The sequence below is a fragment of the Thalassotalea litorea genome (assembly GCF_005843925.1).
GTDB classification, from domain to species: Bacteria; Pseudomonadota; Gammaproteobacteria; order Enterobacterales; family Alteromonadaceae; genus Thalassotalea_A; species Thalassotalea_A litorea_A.
The window spans coordinates 45,514-60,500 of the sequence record NZ_VCBC01000003.1; the positions used below are offsets into that span (position 1 = coordinate 45,514).

General features: G+C 45.1%; 11 protein-coding genes. 3 read left to right on the forward strand and 8 right to left on the reverse strand.

Annotation, left to right across the window (positions count from 1 at the left end; all coding sequences use genetic code 11):
• Nucleotides 1–252 precede the first annotated feature (252 nt).
• Complete coding sequence (locus FE810_RS02195; RefSeq protein ID WP_138318398.1) at nucleotides 253–1,431, reverse strand: acyl-CoA dehydrogenase; 1,179 nt, start codon at nucleotides 1,429–1,431, stop codon at nucleotides 253–255.
• A 188-nt stretch (nucleotides 1,432–1,619) separates the two neighbouring features.
• Between FE810_RS02195 and FE810_RS02200 the strand changes: the two genes are divergently transcribed.
• Nucleotides 1,620–2,009: a DUF3224 domain-containing protein gene (locus tag FE810_RS02200; protein WP_138318399.1), complete on the forward strand. Its 390-nt coding sequence runs from the start codon at nucleotides 1,620–1,622 to the stop codon at nucleotides 2,007–2,009.
• Here FE810_RS02200 and FE810_RS02205 read toward each other — a convergent pair.
• The 7 genes from FE810_RS02205 to FE810_RS02235 all read right to left on the reverse strand — a co-directional run bounded on the left by FE810_RS02205 (nucleotide 1,999) and on the right by FE810_RS02235 (nucleotide 11,762).
• The gene (locus tag FE810_RS02205) at nucleotides 1,999–2,940 is read right to left on the reverse strand and encodes a HupE/UreJ family protein (RefSeq protein ID WP_138318400.1); all 942 of its coding nucleotides are present in this window, start codon (nucleotides 2,938–2,940) and stop codon (nucleotides 1,999–2,001) included. The two genes, FE810_RS02200 and FE810_RS02205, sit on opposite strands and share 11 nt — an antisense overlap.
• Before the next feature lie 59 nt (nucleotides 2,941–2,999).
• Entirely contained in the window at nucleotides 3,000–3,833 is an 834-nt protein-coding gene (locus FE810_RS02210) for a peptidylprolyl isomerase (protein ID WP_138318401.1), read from the reverse strand.
• A 74-nt stretch (nucleotides 3,834–3,907) separates the two neighbouring features.
• Nucleotides 3,908–5,818: a DUF3604 domain-containing protein gene (locus FE810_RS02215; RefSeq protein ID WP_138318402.1), complete on the reverse strand. Its 1,911-nt coding sequence runs from the start codon at nucleotides 5,816–5,818 to the stop codon at nucleotides 3,908–3,910.
• Between the two features lie 292 nt (nucleotides 5,819–6,110).
• Nucleotides 6,111–7,199, reverse strand: coding sequence for an ABC transporter ATP-binding protein (locus FE810_RS02220; RefSeq protein ID WP_138318403.1), 1,089 nt, complete (start codon nucleotides 7,197–7,199; stop codon nucleotides 6,111–6,113).
• Between the two features lie 11 nt (nucleotides 7,200–7,210).
• Complete coding sequence (locus FE810_RS02225; protein ID WP_246036884.1) at nucleotides 7,211–8,866, reverse strand: ABC transporter permease; 1,656 nt, start codon at nucleotides 8,864–8,866, stop codon at nucleotides 7,211–7,213.
• A gap of 164 nt (nucleotides 8,867–9,030) precedes the next feature.
• Nucleotides 9,031–10,023 carry an extracellular solute-binding protein gene (locus tag FE810_RS02230; RefSeq protein ID WP_138318405.1) on the reverse strand — a complete coding sequence of 331 codons (993 nt, stop codon included), beginning with the start codon at nucleotides 10,021–10,023 and terminating at the stop codon, nucleotides 9,031–9,033.
• A gap of 230 nt (nucleotides 10,024–10,253) precedes the next feature.
• Nucleotides 10,254–11,762: a hypothetical protein gene (locus FE810_RS02235; RefSeq protein WP_138318406.1), complete on the reverse strand. Its 1,509-nt coding sequence runs from the start codon at nucleotides 11,760–11,762 to the stop codon at nucleotides 10,254–10,256.
• A 401-nt stretch (nucleotides 11,763–12,163) separates the two neighbouring features.
• Between FE810_RS02235 and FE810_RS02240 the strand changes: the two genes are divergently transcribed.
• Together FE810_RS02240 and FE810_RS02245 are read left to right on the forward strand one after the other, a co-directional pair.
• A complete protein-coding gene (locus FE810_RS02240; protein WP_138318407.1) occupies nucleotides 12,164–12,679 on the forward strand; it encodes a (2Fe-2S)-binding protein in 516 nt (171 codons plus the stop codon).
• Nucleotides 12,676–14,967 carry a xanthine dehydrogenase family protein molybdopterin-binding subunit gene (locus FE810_RS02245; protein WP_138318408.1) on the forward strand — a complete coding sequence of 764 codons (2,292 nt, stop codon included), beginning with the start codon at nucleotides 12,676–12,678 and terminating at the stop codon, nucleotides 14,965–14,967. Before FE810_RS02240 ends, FE810_RS02245 begins: the two co-directional genes overlap by 4 nt.
• Nucleotides 14,968–14,987 lie beyond the last annotated feature (20 nt).

A 14,987-nucleotide genomic window follows, 5' to 3' on the forward strand; every position in this document is an offset into this window, starting at 1 on the left:
CCTTCATGCAATGTATTGGTGTGATTGGTCGTTAGGTTTAGTTGCCTGTTTTGGCTCGCGACATTACCCCTTCAGGTCGCTCGGCAATTTGCAGGTGTGTCAACAGGGATTATGGAAGGTTTAATACTGAACTTGGGTATTGCGATTGATACGTTTGTTCACGGCTTATTGATTTTTGGGGTTGCTGTTTTTGGCGTTGTTGTTTTTAGGGGCTTGGTAAACCCATAGCCCCACAACCATGTTATCAGAGCATCAAAAGAACGCCTGTAAGCCAGTTTGTGCACGCCCGAGAATCAAGGCGTGGATATCGTGAGTGCCTTCGTAGGTATTCACCGTTTCCAGATTGATCATATGGCGAATCACATGGAATTCGTCAGCAATACCATTGCCTCCGTGCATATCGCGGGACATGCGGGCTATTTCTAAAGCTTTGCCACAGTTATTACGCTTTACCAGAGATATCATCGTCGGATCGAAATCTTTATCATCAATCAAACGACCAACCCGCAAAGACGCCTGTAAACCCAATGTGATCTCGGTTTGCATATCCGCGAGTTTTTTCTGGAATAACTGAGTTTGCGCTAGCGGTTTGTTAAACTGCTGGCGATCCAAGCCATACTGACGCGCTCGATGCCAGCAATCTTCCGCCGCGCCCATAGCACCCCAGGAAATGCCGTATCTGGCCATATTCAAACAGCTAAATGGGCCGCGTAATCCGCGTACATCCGGAAACATGTTGTCTTCGGGAACAAATACATTGTCCATGACAATTTCACCAGTAATGGAGGCCTTTAAGCTCATCTTGCCTTCAATTTTTGGGGCTGATAAGCCGGACATACCCTTTTCTAAAACAAATCCGCATATTTGGTTGTCGTGTGCCGCGCTTTTCGCCCAAACCACAAAGACATCGGCAATTGGTGAGTTAGTGATCCACATCTTGCTGCCGGACAGTTGATAGCCTCCCGGTACTTTTTTGGCTCGGGTTTTCATACCCGCAGGATCAGAACCTGCATCGGGCTCGGTCAGACCAAAACAGCCGATCCATTCACCGGTCGCTAATTTAGGCAGGTATTTTTGTTTTTGTGCTTCACTGCCCCAGGTGTATATCGGGTGCATGACCAGTGATGACTGCACACTCATGGCGCTACGGTAACCAGAATCAACCCGCTCGACTTCTCTGGCAACCAAGCCATAAGACACATAAGAAACCCCAGGGCATCCATAGCCATCAATCGTCGCACCCAACAATCCAAGTTCACCAAATTGGCGCATAATATTGGCATCGAAGTTTTCATGACGATTGGCCATTAAAATGCCTGGTTGTAATTGTTGTTGACAAAAATCATGAGCCATATCACGGATCATTCGTTCTTCATCACTCAGTTGCTTGTCTAGTAAAAGAATATCTTCCCAGTTTGATTTTGAGGTCATCGACTCATTCCTAAATCAAATTATATTCTTTCATTATGGGGCTAAAATACTTTAAATTCATCTTGATATGTCACTCATTAACAATAATTATGTAAACTCTATTGAGGTTATTAAGGTCGACTTGATAAACCTTGATAACGGTAAATTGACAGTTCAACAGAGAATTTTTAACGCATTTAGGGGCATTTATGAAAGCTACGGGGAATTTCGATATCACCATGGATCCACAAACCGATGATGTGGCCCCGGTTGGGCGCATTGTTATCAATAAGAAGTACCGCGGCGATCTCTGTGGCTCGGGTATTGGGCAAATGATCAGTAAACGGACTGAGGATGGCCATGCCGCATATGCGGCAATCGAAGAGTTTACTGGTACTTTGCATGGCAAGTCGGGTGGCTTTACATTATTACATCAAGGCCTGATGTCCCCCGATTCCCAACAATTGAATATCCAAATCGTTGACGGCTCAGGTCATGGCGAATTAGTTGGCATTCGTGGGATTCTCGAAATTATTCAGTCGCAGCAAGGCCACAGTTATCAATTAAGTTTTGAGGTTTCATCTCCGCTTACAGAATAACTAAGCGCTGAATCAGCCAAATGCTCGCGACAGTACCTATGGTATAAGCAGGGATCATTTTTCCCGAAGCTAACAGGGCATTTGGCATTTTTCGAATAAAATACAGCGCAGTCAGCACGACTCCAATAAAAAATAGCTGACCAAATTCGACACCAATATTAAATGCCAACAAGGCAAGTACGACTTCATTTTCCGGAATGCCAATTTGCGCCAGTGCGCCAGCAAAGCCCATGCCATGCAGTAAACCAAAACTTAATGAGACCAGCCAGGGATACTGGGCAGTAATACTGGGTTTATTGCGATGAATGAATACCATTTCCCGGGCCAGAAAAACAATCGACAAAGCAATAATTGCTTCCACAGCTCGAGCGGGCAAACTAAACCAGTTCAGGGTAACGGCAGCTAAAGTCAGGCTGTGAGCCAGGGTGAAAAATGTGATGGTCCAGATCAAATTGCGAACACTTTTAATCATTAAAATTAGCGCCAAAACGAACAGTAAATGATCGAGGCCAATAAGAATGTGTTCAAATCCGAGAATAAGGTAATTTCCGGCAACGGCGATTGCTGAGGGATCTAATGTGTCAGGCACCTGATAGTGGATGGTTTCGGTATTAAGAATACCGCTGTGTAACGCGCCAGAGGGGCTAATAAAGCGCAGAATAACATCGTAATTTGAACCTCGTAAACCATCGACCATTAGCGATAACCCAGCGAGCCCCTGAGGACGGGAAATTTGCCAGACCTGTATATGTGACGCACCTTGAACCCGTTGCGCCGGTTGACTAATTTGTTCGGTATCTTTATCAAAAATCACCGTGAATAGCGGCATTCGTTGTTGCTTTACCGGTACTTTTAATGTGACCTGATATGTGTCTTCTGTTTGCCAGGCAATGGTTAGCGATGCGGGGCGAAAATCATCAGCTATGGCCATAAAGCTGCCGCTAAGGCTAATTATAAATAACAGCAATAGCTTGCCAGGCGATAGGAGCCTCAAGGCGTTTCTCCCTGGCTTTGAGGCCAGCGTACTTCAATCTCGTATTCTTGTAACATGGTTTGTTCATAGGATTGTTTGAATATCTGTGCCTGCTGATATTGCCAATCCAAGATAACCTTACGTTTGATATTTGCCAGTGGGATAGGGGCTTTGGGTTGACGTTGCACAAGCCGCACAAAGTGCTGACCGTAACTGGAAGTGATAGGTCCATGCCATTGTTCTAAAGGAAGTTTAGCGAGCTGTTGAGAAAAATACAGACCAAATTCTTTGCCAATATAATCGAGTGGGGCATCCTGGTAGTTTTCAGGTAATAAAATATGATCTCCGGTTGGAATTTGCCCTTGCTTTATTCGGCTTTGCTGGGTGGCAAGTAGCTGGGTAAATTCGGCTTCGGGTCGGTCATTGGATATGTAAACCTGGGCAAAACTAATTGTCGCACTGGTTTGATAACGTTCAATATTCTGATGATAGAAAAGGGATAGTTGTTGTTCGTCAGGCGTCGATAAGATCGCCATTTCATCGAGCAGATATTCCATTTTCTGTCGTAGGCGACGATCAATAACACGATCGTTTATATTTAATCCTAACTTTCTCGCTTGGTGCAGGTACACCTGATTTAAGGCAAAGCTTTCAACGGCAATCTCCAGCTCTTCCTGGGTGGGCTGGCGCTCGTTGCGGCGAGCAAAATCATTGCTTAATTGGTCGATTCGCCCTGCAGAAACGAGAATATGTTGAGGGCCAACCTGTGGTTCTTCTTTGGCAACCAATACAATAAGGGCCGCGAGCAAAAAGAAATGGGTTAATGGCTCTTTTATTATTTTGGTGAGCATAGTGTTTCTTAACCTTGGTCGGCTTGTAAGCCGACCATATTGTGTATTAACGAATAATTGTGAACTTGGTCAACTTATTTTGGTGAATACCAAATTGGTGACGTATAAGCTCGTTCCTGACCGACAAGCTCTGCTTCCTCAGGGACGTCAGCACCTAATCTAACTTTGTCATACAAGACCCAGCGTGGCGTTGGAATTTCCAATACCCGAACATAATAGAAGGCTGATTCATCGGCATCAAAATCTGGATCTGTCCATACGGCCGATAGCTGAGCATCGCCAATACTGTTGCTCCAGGTAGCGGTTTCAATGTCGACGGTGTTGCCCACTGGATCTTTACAGCGACCGTCAGCATCGATTTCACGATCATCGGATACCGCGACATCGTAAATGCGTTCATGGACCTTGCCGTCTTCATCAAGCCAGCCTTTGATTATCTGCACCCGGTCGAGGTTGCCACTCAATGGGTCCTTCATTGCTGAAACCATAAAGCTTGGCGCCTTTGCACCATCGCCGTCAGGCAGGTCTGAGCCCATTGGCACGCCTTTGTCATAGCCAATCGCCGCTGCATTACTGCCATGAACATCGTCTTTTGAATATTGCCAACCACCAAAGAATCGCACCGTCATCCTTGGTCCCGTCGTTGCATAGGTTTCTTTGCGCTCAATTGCGTCATAAATGGATTCTCTGGTATTTTCGTGAGCCCAAACACCGGTATAACCTGAGGCGACAATTTTGTATCCTTCGATGGCACCCATCTCATTTTCAATGAATGGGTGCGCGATGCGATCCGGACTGGGTTCAACACTCACCGACTTACCAAAAAAATTATCCTCATCGGCTGTCGCCAAAGACGTGTGGGTGTCGGTGGCACCACCGACGCCGAACTTATATGGGTTGACGCCCAGTTGTTGTTCCAGCAATAAACCCTGCTTTAATGCTTCCCGACCATATTCGCCTTTGAGCATTTCCGGCTTTTTCAGCTCGGATAAATCCAGGTTACCGACATCCCAATTTTCATAATCGGCAAATTCATCATCTGGAGATAAATGAGGATGTGCTTCCCCATCGCCTTTTATTTGCGTGATTTCGTAATGGGGTTCCCATTTTGCACGCTCAGTAACGTAGCTTTTATCAACCTTGCCGCCGTGGTAGGTATCCGTGGTTGGGAACATCCAGCCATTCGATAAGTTGCCGTTATGAGCAAAGGCAAAGGCCTTACCGCCGGTTTTGTTTTGATAATCTTCCAGCCATTTGTAAAGGGATTTAGGATTGGTATCACCACTCGGGGCCTGTGTGGTGGCGGGCACCACCTGCAGAGCTTTATCGGCGTTATCGCGGAAAATTACGTTGCGATGCAGATTAAAACCTTTCGGTACTGAGGTCCACTCATAACCAATAAACGCGGTAAACAAACCCGGCTCATTGTGTTTATCTGCCGCCTCAACAATTTCCTTCCAGACACCATTAAATACATCAGAGCCGGGGCTGTAATCTTCAACAAACTCTTTGGGCAGAGTCATCTGAGAAAAATTCTGAATCAAATCAAACGCCGCTTTACCGGCTTCTTGGCCGCCTTTTTTAAAGGCTTCATGATATTCACGGCCTTTATCAACCGCCAGTATATTGTCGCTGCCATTTTTAATGTCATCGGCAATCCCCATTAAATCGGTGTGATCGGTAATGATCATCCAATCTAAAGGGCGAGCGAGCCGCACCGGTAAGCCGGTGGAAGAGGTGATTTTTTCCCCTTTGGCAAACCGATAGGCTTCATCTAACCCTACCGTATTGCCAAATAAGCCGGCATCGAGGGACAAACCGGTATGAACGTGAGTATCCCCCCAGAATACACGGTTAGGCATTTCAGATGTTGCGGGGAGTGAATAGTCTTTATCGGTTTGCGATGATTGAGAGGAAGATGCGAATGAACTGGGGACAACTGAGCTTAAGATGCTGGCAAAAATTAAGCTGTATTTAAATTTCATGGTCTGTTCCACGTAAGCCTCTATTAGATATCAGCTTAGTACAAAAGTAGAAACAGTAAATAGAGTCTTGGTTTGATCACTTAACCGAGGGCGTAATTGAGTGACTTTTGTCAATCATGTGCCTATTGATGTCAATTTTTCTAGTAAAATTAGCTCGGAATCGTGCCGTGATGAGATTGCACCGGCCAAGCCAGCCAATCAAAGTAAATCAATCATAAAAACACCGGCGGATTATGGCCAAGGGTTGATACAATATGCGTTTGAGATGTTTACTTCGGAATGGTAATTTCATTCACTCGGAATTTTTGTGGTTTGCTAACAGTAAGTTTTCCGATGAAAAATACAATGTGATTTCCTCACCGACCGAAATCCTCTGCTTGCTATCCAAATAAAATGACACAAGTTGCTGGTGACAACGTACGTTTACGGTAATTTGCTTACCGTAAAATGTTGTCGACTCTACCTTGCCCTGAATCCATAGTTTATCGAGATCACATGAATGGCTCTTGGAGTGTAGAGTCTCACTCGTTTGCGTTCGCGAAAGATTTTCAGGGCGAATCATTAGAGTCGTGTAACAAGCATTTTGGTCAACGGCTTTAACCAGGTGCAATGCCTGTTGCAACCATATCCGGTTTTCTTTGCCCAGATGACAGAGTTGAATTTCATTGAGTGACCCCATAAATCGAGCCACAAAAGGAGAGTTGGGTTTTTGATATAAGGTTTTTGGTGAGCCCGTTTGCTGAATTTTACCATTGTCCATCAAGGCAATCGTATCGGCAAAAGCAAAGGCTTCATCCTTACTGTGTGAGACAAAAATCGCGGCAACACCAGAACGTTTAATAATGTCACGGATTTGCCGGATTAATTCAAATTTCACTTTGCTGTCGATATTGGAAAACGGTTCGTCTAACAGCAGCATGTTCGGTTGATAAGCCAATGCTCTTGCCAGTGCGACTCGTTGTTGCTGGCCTCCGGATAACTGATGTGGATACTTGTCGATGATGTCCGGTAATTGCACCAATGTTAGCATTTTAAGTACCCGTTCTTTGCGCGCATCTTTAGAGAGCTTGCGCAGACCATAGGCAATATTCTCACCAACATTGAGGTGCGGAAACAACGCATATTCCTGGAAAAGCATGCCAAGATTACGCTGCTCTGGGGCGATTTGACGATTGTCGGAATTGACACATTGCTGATTAATGACAATGTCACCACTATCGGTCGAGACTAATCCAGCGATGGCTTTTAACAATGTCGTTTTTCCACAGCCGCTGGCACCGAGTAAGCAGACGATTTCGCTTTCGCGAACATTCAGATCGACACCTTGTAGAACGGATTGTTGCTGATAGCTAACTTGCAGTTGATGAATGGCTAATACCATGGCCGACTCCGTTACTGTGCGGCAACATCATTTGTCGGTGATGCCCGTTCATTGTTGGTAGATTTTGCGTGTCGCACCGATTGTTGTGACATGCGATTGACGATGAGTAGAGGAACTAAGCCCAAAATGACGATACTTAACGCTGCCAGTGATGCTTGTTCCAATTGCTCATCACTGACGTATTGATAGACATACGTCGCGAGGGTTTCAAAGCCAAATGGGCGTAACAGCAATGCCGCGGGCAATTCTTTCATCGACTCGATAAATACCAACAAACCACTCGTTAATAAAATACGCTTTAATAGTGGCACGTGAATTCTAAACGCGGTGCTCGTAAATCCTCTGCCCATGGAGCGACTTGCCTGATCTAAATGGGGCGAGATTTTGTGCATACTTTCTTGAACAGAACCTATCGGGATGGCACAAAAACGCACTACGTAGGCAAAGATAATGGCAAAGGTTGTACCGGTTAAAAATAACCCCGGTTGCCAGCCAAACCATTGCTCGAGAATCTCGTTACTCCAAAGTTCTATCGATGTCATTGGAATGATAACGCCAATTGCCAATACCGTACCGGGCAAGGCGTACCCCATGCTCGCGAATTGTCCCGGGAACTGTTGTGTCCAATGTTGATTTAGGCTGGTGTTTTGCTGTGATTGCCTCAAGCCGAAATTTATAACCATTGCGATAAATACACAGCAAGTTGCAGCAAGGAGTGCGATTATCAGGCTCTTACTACCATACGTGATAAAATCCTGATTCCAAACTTGATCATGATAATCCACAATAAATCCACACAACACCAACATTGGCAGAATAAATCCGGCGAATATGACAAGGGTTGCAAACCCCGTTGCTAAACCTGCTCGCCAACCCGTTAAATGGTACATTTCGCGAGTGTTAAAGTTATCATTGTGCGCATAATTTTGTTTATTGATCCGTTGTCGCTTTTCAATGGCAAGTAACAAAAAAATCATGGCTAACATTAATATCGACAGTTTTGCGGCAGCAGGCAGGCTGTAGTAACCAAGCCAGGTGTCATATACCGCAGTTGTCATAGTATTAATGGCAAAGTAATGCATGGTGGCAAAATCCGCTAAAGTTTCCATGCCCACTAAAGCAAGTGATGCAACAATAATTCCCCGGGTTTGTGGCACACTGATGCGCCAAAAGCTCTGCCAGGGGCTATCCCCTAAAAGTCTGCTTGCCTGTATTTGCCCCAGATTATTTTGCGAAAACGCGCTGCGTAAAAACAGGTAAACATAGGGGTAAAGCACCAAAGCCAAAACAACACAGGCACCGGGAATCGATCGGATATCGAAAAACCAGTATTCATCGGCATGCTGCCAACCAAATATGTCGCGTAGCCAAATTTGAACTGGACCGGCATAGTCAAAAAAATCGCTGTAAATATATGCGACTATGTAGGCTGGCATGGCCAGCGGCAGAACCAGCGCCCAGGAAAAAAAACGTTTGCCAGGAAACTGGCACATGGCGACAAGCCAGGCCAACGGCAGACCAATTAATAAACTCAATGCGCAGACACCGAACAACATCAATAAAGAGTTGCTGATATATGTAACTAAAACCGTGTCAGCCAATTGCGCAAAAATGCCTTCAGAGCTTTCCAGTGCCGTCAGCATTAAAGCCAGAATCGGGGCGAGCATAATCGCGACAATCAATAAACTGCCGATTTGCCAGGGATGTTTCACGACTTTGGTTAATGACAAATGTGGGATCCGTGTCGATAAAAGCTTGTGCATTTCGCTTGATCTAAAGAAAAAGGATGACGTGATTGCCATCCCTTTGATTTTTTAATCAACGTGCTGAATTATAAATCAAATTTTACCTGATCAAGAAGGCGTAATGCATCGCTTCGATATTTAGCTGCTTCACGAATTGCGATGCCATCCACTTTAAATTCACCCCAGGAAGCAACTAGATCAGAAAGTTCTACCCCTTCTTTCACTGGATATTCATAGTTTACCGAGGCATACATTGATTGCGCCGTGTCCTGTGTCAGAAACTCTATCAGAGCAAGAGCGCTTTGCTGATTTTTACTGTATTTGGTTAACACAACGCCACTAACATTGACGTGCGTACCACGATTGTTTTGATTGGGGAAGTTAATGTTCACTGCGTCCGCCCAGACTTTTTGATTTTCATCGGTTAGCATTTTACCCAGATAATAACTGTTGCCGAGAGAAATCGTGCACAGTCCTTCTTTAATCGCTTTTACCTGCGCTCTGTCATTCCCTTGCGGACGACGTGCTAGGTTATCTTTCACTCCTGTTAACCAAGCCAGAGTTTTTGCTTCACCGTGATGGGCGATCATAGAAGAAACCAGGCCCAGGTTATAAGGATGCTTTCCGCTACGGGTACAGATTTGTCCGTTATAATCTTCGCTCGCTAAATCTTCATAATTAATGTCGGATTTATCGCCTAAGGTTTTAGCACTATAGATAGCACGCGCACGTTTGGTTAGTGCAACCCAATTGTCATCACGAAATTGGGCTGGGATATTTTGATTGATTTCGTCACTTTGGATTTTTTGAGTTAATCCAGCGTCTTCTAATTGTAATAGCGATGCAAAGTTAGAGGTTAATACGATATCTGCAGGACTGAACTTTCCTTCCCGCTGTAAACGCTCAACCAAACCACTTTTGGCAAATACGATATTGGTTTTGATACCGGTTTTCTCAGTGAATTTTTCCAGGATTGGTTCGATAAGAAATGGTTGGCGGTAAGAGTAAATATTGACCTGTTCTGCGAACGCGCCAAATGTACTCGCCAGTAAAGTAACAGTTAGAATAATCTTTTTCATCGTCGGCAATCTATTTTAGTTAATGAGAATCATTATCATTAGCATATCAATTATATGCTAGCAACTCTAGTGAAAATTTCTGATATTCATCGTGCGGTATTCATTTAACCTTAGCACCCGATTGTGATCACGGTTCACTCGACTTGTGATAATTTTAAGAAAACAAAAGTTAAAAAAGGACACCCCTCGGTCGTTGTAGCTACGCAAGTAACCAAGGGGGTCCAAAAGCGTTATTGGTTTTGAGCGGTAAAGGTCATCCGATAACCACTGCTGGTGCTATCATCACGTTCCAGCAGGATAAATTGATTCGGACTATCTTGATCCAGTACCAATAACTCTGAGGCGAGAATAATGTCACTGCTGTCGTCCTGAGCCACGGCATATACCTCATAAGTATTGTTAGTCAGGGTAATTTCAGTGGGCGTTGCAAACCAGGCAGTACGCCAATATGAAGCGGTTTCGATGAGTTCATCACTGCGGACAAAATATAAGCGAATGCTAGGGTAATCGTCATTATTAACCAGATTCAGTATTTGTAAATGGTGTTGATAAAGAGACTCATTGAGGTTGTTTTCCACTACCATGGATTGAATTTTTATCTCTGTTTCATCCACATAGCCGTCGCCATCTTCATCCACGTCACCATCGCCATCATGATCAACATTTTCTTCGCTCAAATAGAAGAATACCGTTTTGAACGCATTCTCGCTGAGGGTAACCAAATGATTGCTGAGTAGGGGGTGCTCGCTATCCGTCGCGACTAAATCGATACTATAGTCACCTCGCTGGGCAGAGTATATTTCACTGTAATTGCCAATTTGCAACGATTCGATATCAATATCATCGCCGATAGTGGTGAAGCTGGCACTGATTTGGCCAGTATAATCCTCGAGTAATTCATGGGTTTCGATGCCATTGTAGACACGGAACTGACCAGTTTCGCCATAGTGTTGCAACGGTAAAAAGCTCGACCAGGAAAGAATATCGATACTAAAATCCGATTCACCATAGCCATTGCTGGGTTTTACCATCAGTAGATATTGATTCGCATAGGGGAAGTTGATCGAATCCGATTGGAACAATACGTCGTTACTTTGGGGTAAGGTGAGATAGAAAATATATTCTTCCTGAGCAAGTTTTTGGTTGTCGCTAAGCTGTTGAAACTCAAACTGACTAACGGGCATAGCTTCGTTAAATGTTTCATTTGCCAGAGAGGCGTGCAGTTGCAGACTACCAAACTGATCATGCAGGTTTAAAATTGACAGATTAAACAGCTCTTCGTCGTCATCGTTATCGTCATCAATAATTGCCAGGTTGTACTGAAGTACATTGGCCGAATTGATGTCACCATCTAAAACAAACAAAGCCAGTTGATCTTTTTCGATAGTGACCTGAGATTCGTGCAAAATGGTTAAATCGTCTCGAGAGGATGAGTCTTCACTTTGCCAGGAAAACTCAAGAAAATAGCGTTTATCTTCCAGCTCTCTTGTCGGAGATGTTTCGCCATAGCCGATGCTCGAATATGTCGCTTCAAACGCATCTTCATCCTCATCCTCGAGATCTTCGTCAATGGTGAAAAATATTTCAGGGGAATTGCTCGAAGCATTATAAAATTTAATTGCTCCATAATTATTGTCACTTTCCTCGCTCGAACAAGCAAAAAGCAACGTCATCATTGCTCCTAAAATCAGTAACTGTATCGTGCGGATTTGACTCGGTTGAGTCCGTTGGTTGCGCATTATCTATCTCCATCGAATTGTTGTTATGCATGCCGGTTTGTCATTGAAATCACAGTAACCAGCGTCCAATGGAGTGCGATTTTATAGCCCAAGTTCCGCAACTGAATCTGACTTTACGTAACTTTACATTGGTGATCTGGCCGTTGACGAAATCTTGACATAACAGCCACACATGCGCCGATTTTCGTACGATAAGTAAACAAAAGGGACTTTTCATTGAACAACCGGCTTTTCACCGGATTGCCTGGAATGTATAGAAAAAACGAGTTGTACAACAGTGTGCTGCGCACTTTTGACTTAGTGACTTTTGCGGAACTGGCGATGGTGAACTTTAATTAGGTTAGATAATTCTCTCGCCAATTTATATTGAAAACAGCGAGATAGCTTAAAACGGGCGGGCCATGATTAAGTTTACGATTAACGATAAAGCAGTCAGTAGTAATGCCGCAGAAGACACCCCTTTGTTATGGGTGATTCGCGATGAATTGAAATTAAAAGGTACGAAATTTGGCTGCGGTATTGCGCAATGTGGGGCATGTACCGTGCATCTCAATGGTGCTGCCGTGCGCTCCTGTTCAATTCCGTTGTCTGCCGCTGAAGGTGGCAACCTGACCACCATAGAAGGATTAAATGGTGAGCACCCCTTGCAACAAGCGTGGCTCGAAGCTCAGGTTCCTCAGTGCGGTTATTGTCAGTCGGGACAAATCATGCAGGCTGCCAGTTTGCTAAAAGAGAACCCAACACCGACAGAACAGGAAGTTATTGATGTAATGAAAGGGAATTTATGTCGCTGTATGTCGTATACCCGAATCACCAAAGCCATAATGTCAGTTTCACAAAAAAATGCCGTGCAGATGTTTGATCCTGCCGAAGAAAATTCAGCACCCAGTGCTGTGGCTCAAGGGAGAGAATCATGAAATCCATTAAAGATGCCAAACAAGGTGCTGATAATTACTCCCGCCGCCGTTTTCTAATCGGCAGTGTGGGCGGTTCTTTGTTAATGGCCTTTGCGCCGCTTTCCTTCGCCAGCGTTACCACCCGAGAATTAGCCGATGGTATCAATGGTGCCGCTTTTTCGCCTACAGTATGGTTTGAAATAGCCAGCAATGGACAAATCAATGTCAATATTCCCCGAGCGGAAATGGGCCAACATGTTGGCACGGCACTGGCGCGTATTATTGCCGATGAACTGGGTGCGGACTGGAATGATGTCAGGATCACCCATGTCGACACCGATCCGAAATGGGGATACATGGTAACCGGAGGTTCTTGGTCTGTGCATCAGTCATTCGCACCATTTTCACAGGCAGGCGCTGCAGGGCGGATGACCTTAATTGAAGCCGGCGCGAAAATATTGCGCTCTGAGCCGGGGGAGTGTCGAGCGGAAAAGTCTCAGATTGTATGCGGCAGTAAAGCCATTTCTTTCGCCGATATTGTCAGTCAATCTAAGCTGGATAAAACCTTTACCGCTGAGGAGTTGGCAGCCTTGCCGATAAAGCCAGCGAAACAACGTAAGCTGATTGGAAAATCGGCGCGGGCTTTGGATATTCCTGCGAAAATCGATGGTAGTGCTACTTATGGTCTGGATGTGGAGTTTGACGATATGGTCTACGCCCGCCCGGTTATGCCACCGACAGCGTTTGGTTCGAAAGTCAAAAGTGTCGATGACAGCGAGGCGAAGAAAATCGAAGGCTATTTAGGCTTCGAAATATTAAAAGACCCGAGTAATTTAATTCAGGGCTGGGTTGTGGTGCTGGCGAAAAATTATGTCAGTGCCATCAAAGCCGGTGATGCGCTAAAAGTCGATGTGAGCCCAGGTGAAAGTGCCGATGTGAGTGAAGCTGACATTCTTGCGCAAGGCCAGAAGTTAGTAAAAGAATTGGATCAAGGCGCCTGGTTTGTTAATGAAGGCGACGTGACTAAGGCTAAAACCAAAAGTCAGACAACCCTTGAAAGTGTTTATCAAACCCATACCGTTATGCACTTTCCATTGGAGCCATTGAATGCCACGGTTTATCAGGAAGAGGGGGTTTGGCATGTCCATGGTGGTAATCAATGGCAATCGCTAACCTTACCGGCAATCGCGAAAGCCTTAGAGGTAGAAGAAGACAAAGTCATTATTCATCAATACTATCTCGGCGGTGGTTTTGGCCGACGCCTATTTGGGGATTACATGATCCCAGCAGCGCTTACCGCCAAACAAAGTGGTAAAAGGGTTAAGTTTATTTTTACCCGGGAAGATGACAGCAAGTTTGATCAGCCGCGCTCAGCATCTGTATCAAAATTACAATCTTATTTTGACAAGGATAATAACTTTTTGGGGATGACCCATGGATTTTGCGCAGGTTGGCCCACCATGGCAATGGCCCCGGACTTTATGCCTGAGGGAGCCAATAAAACCGGCAAGCTAGATCCATTCTCTGCTGCCGGCGCCGATCATTGGTACACCATGGCGAATCACAGAGCGTTAGCCGTGAATAATGATTTAGCACAAAAAACCTTTAAACCCGGCTGGTTACGATCTGTTGGTCAGGGTTGGATCGTGTGGGGGTTAGAGTCCTTTATTGATGAAACCGCCAAGCAAGCAGGGATGAATCCCATCGATTTTCGTCTGTCACTACTTAATGGAGAAGGTAAACAGGCAGGCACATGCCCTAACAGTACCGGGGGGGCGAAACGATTGCACCATGTACTTAGCCGATTAAAAGACAAAATAGCTGATACCGATAAGCTTGGCGCAGATGAGGGTATGGGGGTTGCCGTCTGTTCAGGGCAGGAGCGCAATATGCCCGCATGGCTTGCGGTTGCAGCTCATGTCAAAGTTGATAGAGCATCCGGCCAGGTTGAGGTTAAAAAACTCACATTAGTGATGGACTCTGGCACGGTAGTGCACCCCGATGGCGCCCTTGCTCAATTAGAAGGCGGCGCTTTATGGGGGCTGAGTATGGCGTTATATGAGGGAACAGAATTCAAAAATGGTCAGGTAAAAGATTTAAACCTAGATACCTACACTCCGCTACGCCTGAATCAGGTTCCGGAACTGGATATTGAGTTTATTGAAAGTTCAGAAGTGCCAGTGGGACTCGGTGAACCCGGCGTTATCGGCATCGCTCCAGCGATTGGCAATGCGATCTATCAGGCAGTGGGTGTGCGAGTGAAAAATTTACCGATACGTCCAGAAGACCTATTGGGAGAATTATCCTAACCGCATGTTTTTGCGTTAAT

What these genes read in the sequence shown, in the direction of transcription:
- FE810_RS02195 (WP_138318398.1), bottom strand. Translation starts at nt 1,431, where the DNA reads ATGACCTCAAAATCAAACTGGGAAGATATTCTTTTACTAGACAAGCAA.
- FE810_RS02225 (WP_246036884.1), bottom strand. Translation starts at nt 8,866, where the DNA reads ATGCTCGCCCCGATTCTGGCTTTAATGCTGACGGCACTGGAAAGCTCT.
- FE810_RS02205 (WP_138318400.1), bottom strand. Translation starts at nt 2,940, where the DNA reads ATGGCCATAGCTGATGATTTTCGCCCCGCATCGCTAACCATTGCCTGG.
- FE810_RS02200 (WP_138318399.1), top strand. Translation starts at nt 1,620, where the DNA reads ATGAAAGCTACGGGGAATTTCGATATCACCATGGATCCACAAACCGAT.
- FE810_RS02220 (WP_138318403.1), bottom strand. Translation starts at nt 7,199, where the DNA reads ATGGTATTAGCCATTCATCAACTGCAAGTTAGCTATCAGCAACAATCC.
- FE810_RS02240 (WP_138318407.1), top strand. Translation starts at nt 12,164, where the DNA reads ATGATTAAGTTTACGATTAACGATAAAGCAGTCAGTAGTAATGCCGCA.
- FE810_RS02215 (WP_138318402.1), bottom strand. Translation starts at nt 5,818, where the DNA reads ATGAAATTTAAATACAGCTTAATTTTTGCCAGCATCTTAAGCTCAGTT.
- FE810_RS02230 (WP_138318405.1), bottom strand. Translation starts at nt 10,023, where the DNA reads ATGAAAAAGATTATTCTAACTGTTACTTTACTGGCGAGTACATTTGGC.
- FE810_RS02235 (WP_138318406.1), bottom strand. Translation starts at nt 11,762, where the DNA reads ATGCGCAACCAACGGACTCAACCGAGTCAAATCCGCACGATACAGTTA.
- FE810_RS02245 (WP_138318408.1), top strand. Translation starts at nt 12,676, where the DNA reads ATGAAATCCATTAAAGATGCCAAACAAGGTGCTGATAATTACTCCCGC.
- FE810_RS02210 (WP_138318401.1), bottom strand. Translation starts at nt 3,833, where the DNA reads ATGCTCACCAAAATAATAAAAGAGCCATTAACCCATTTCTTTTTGCTC.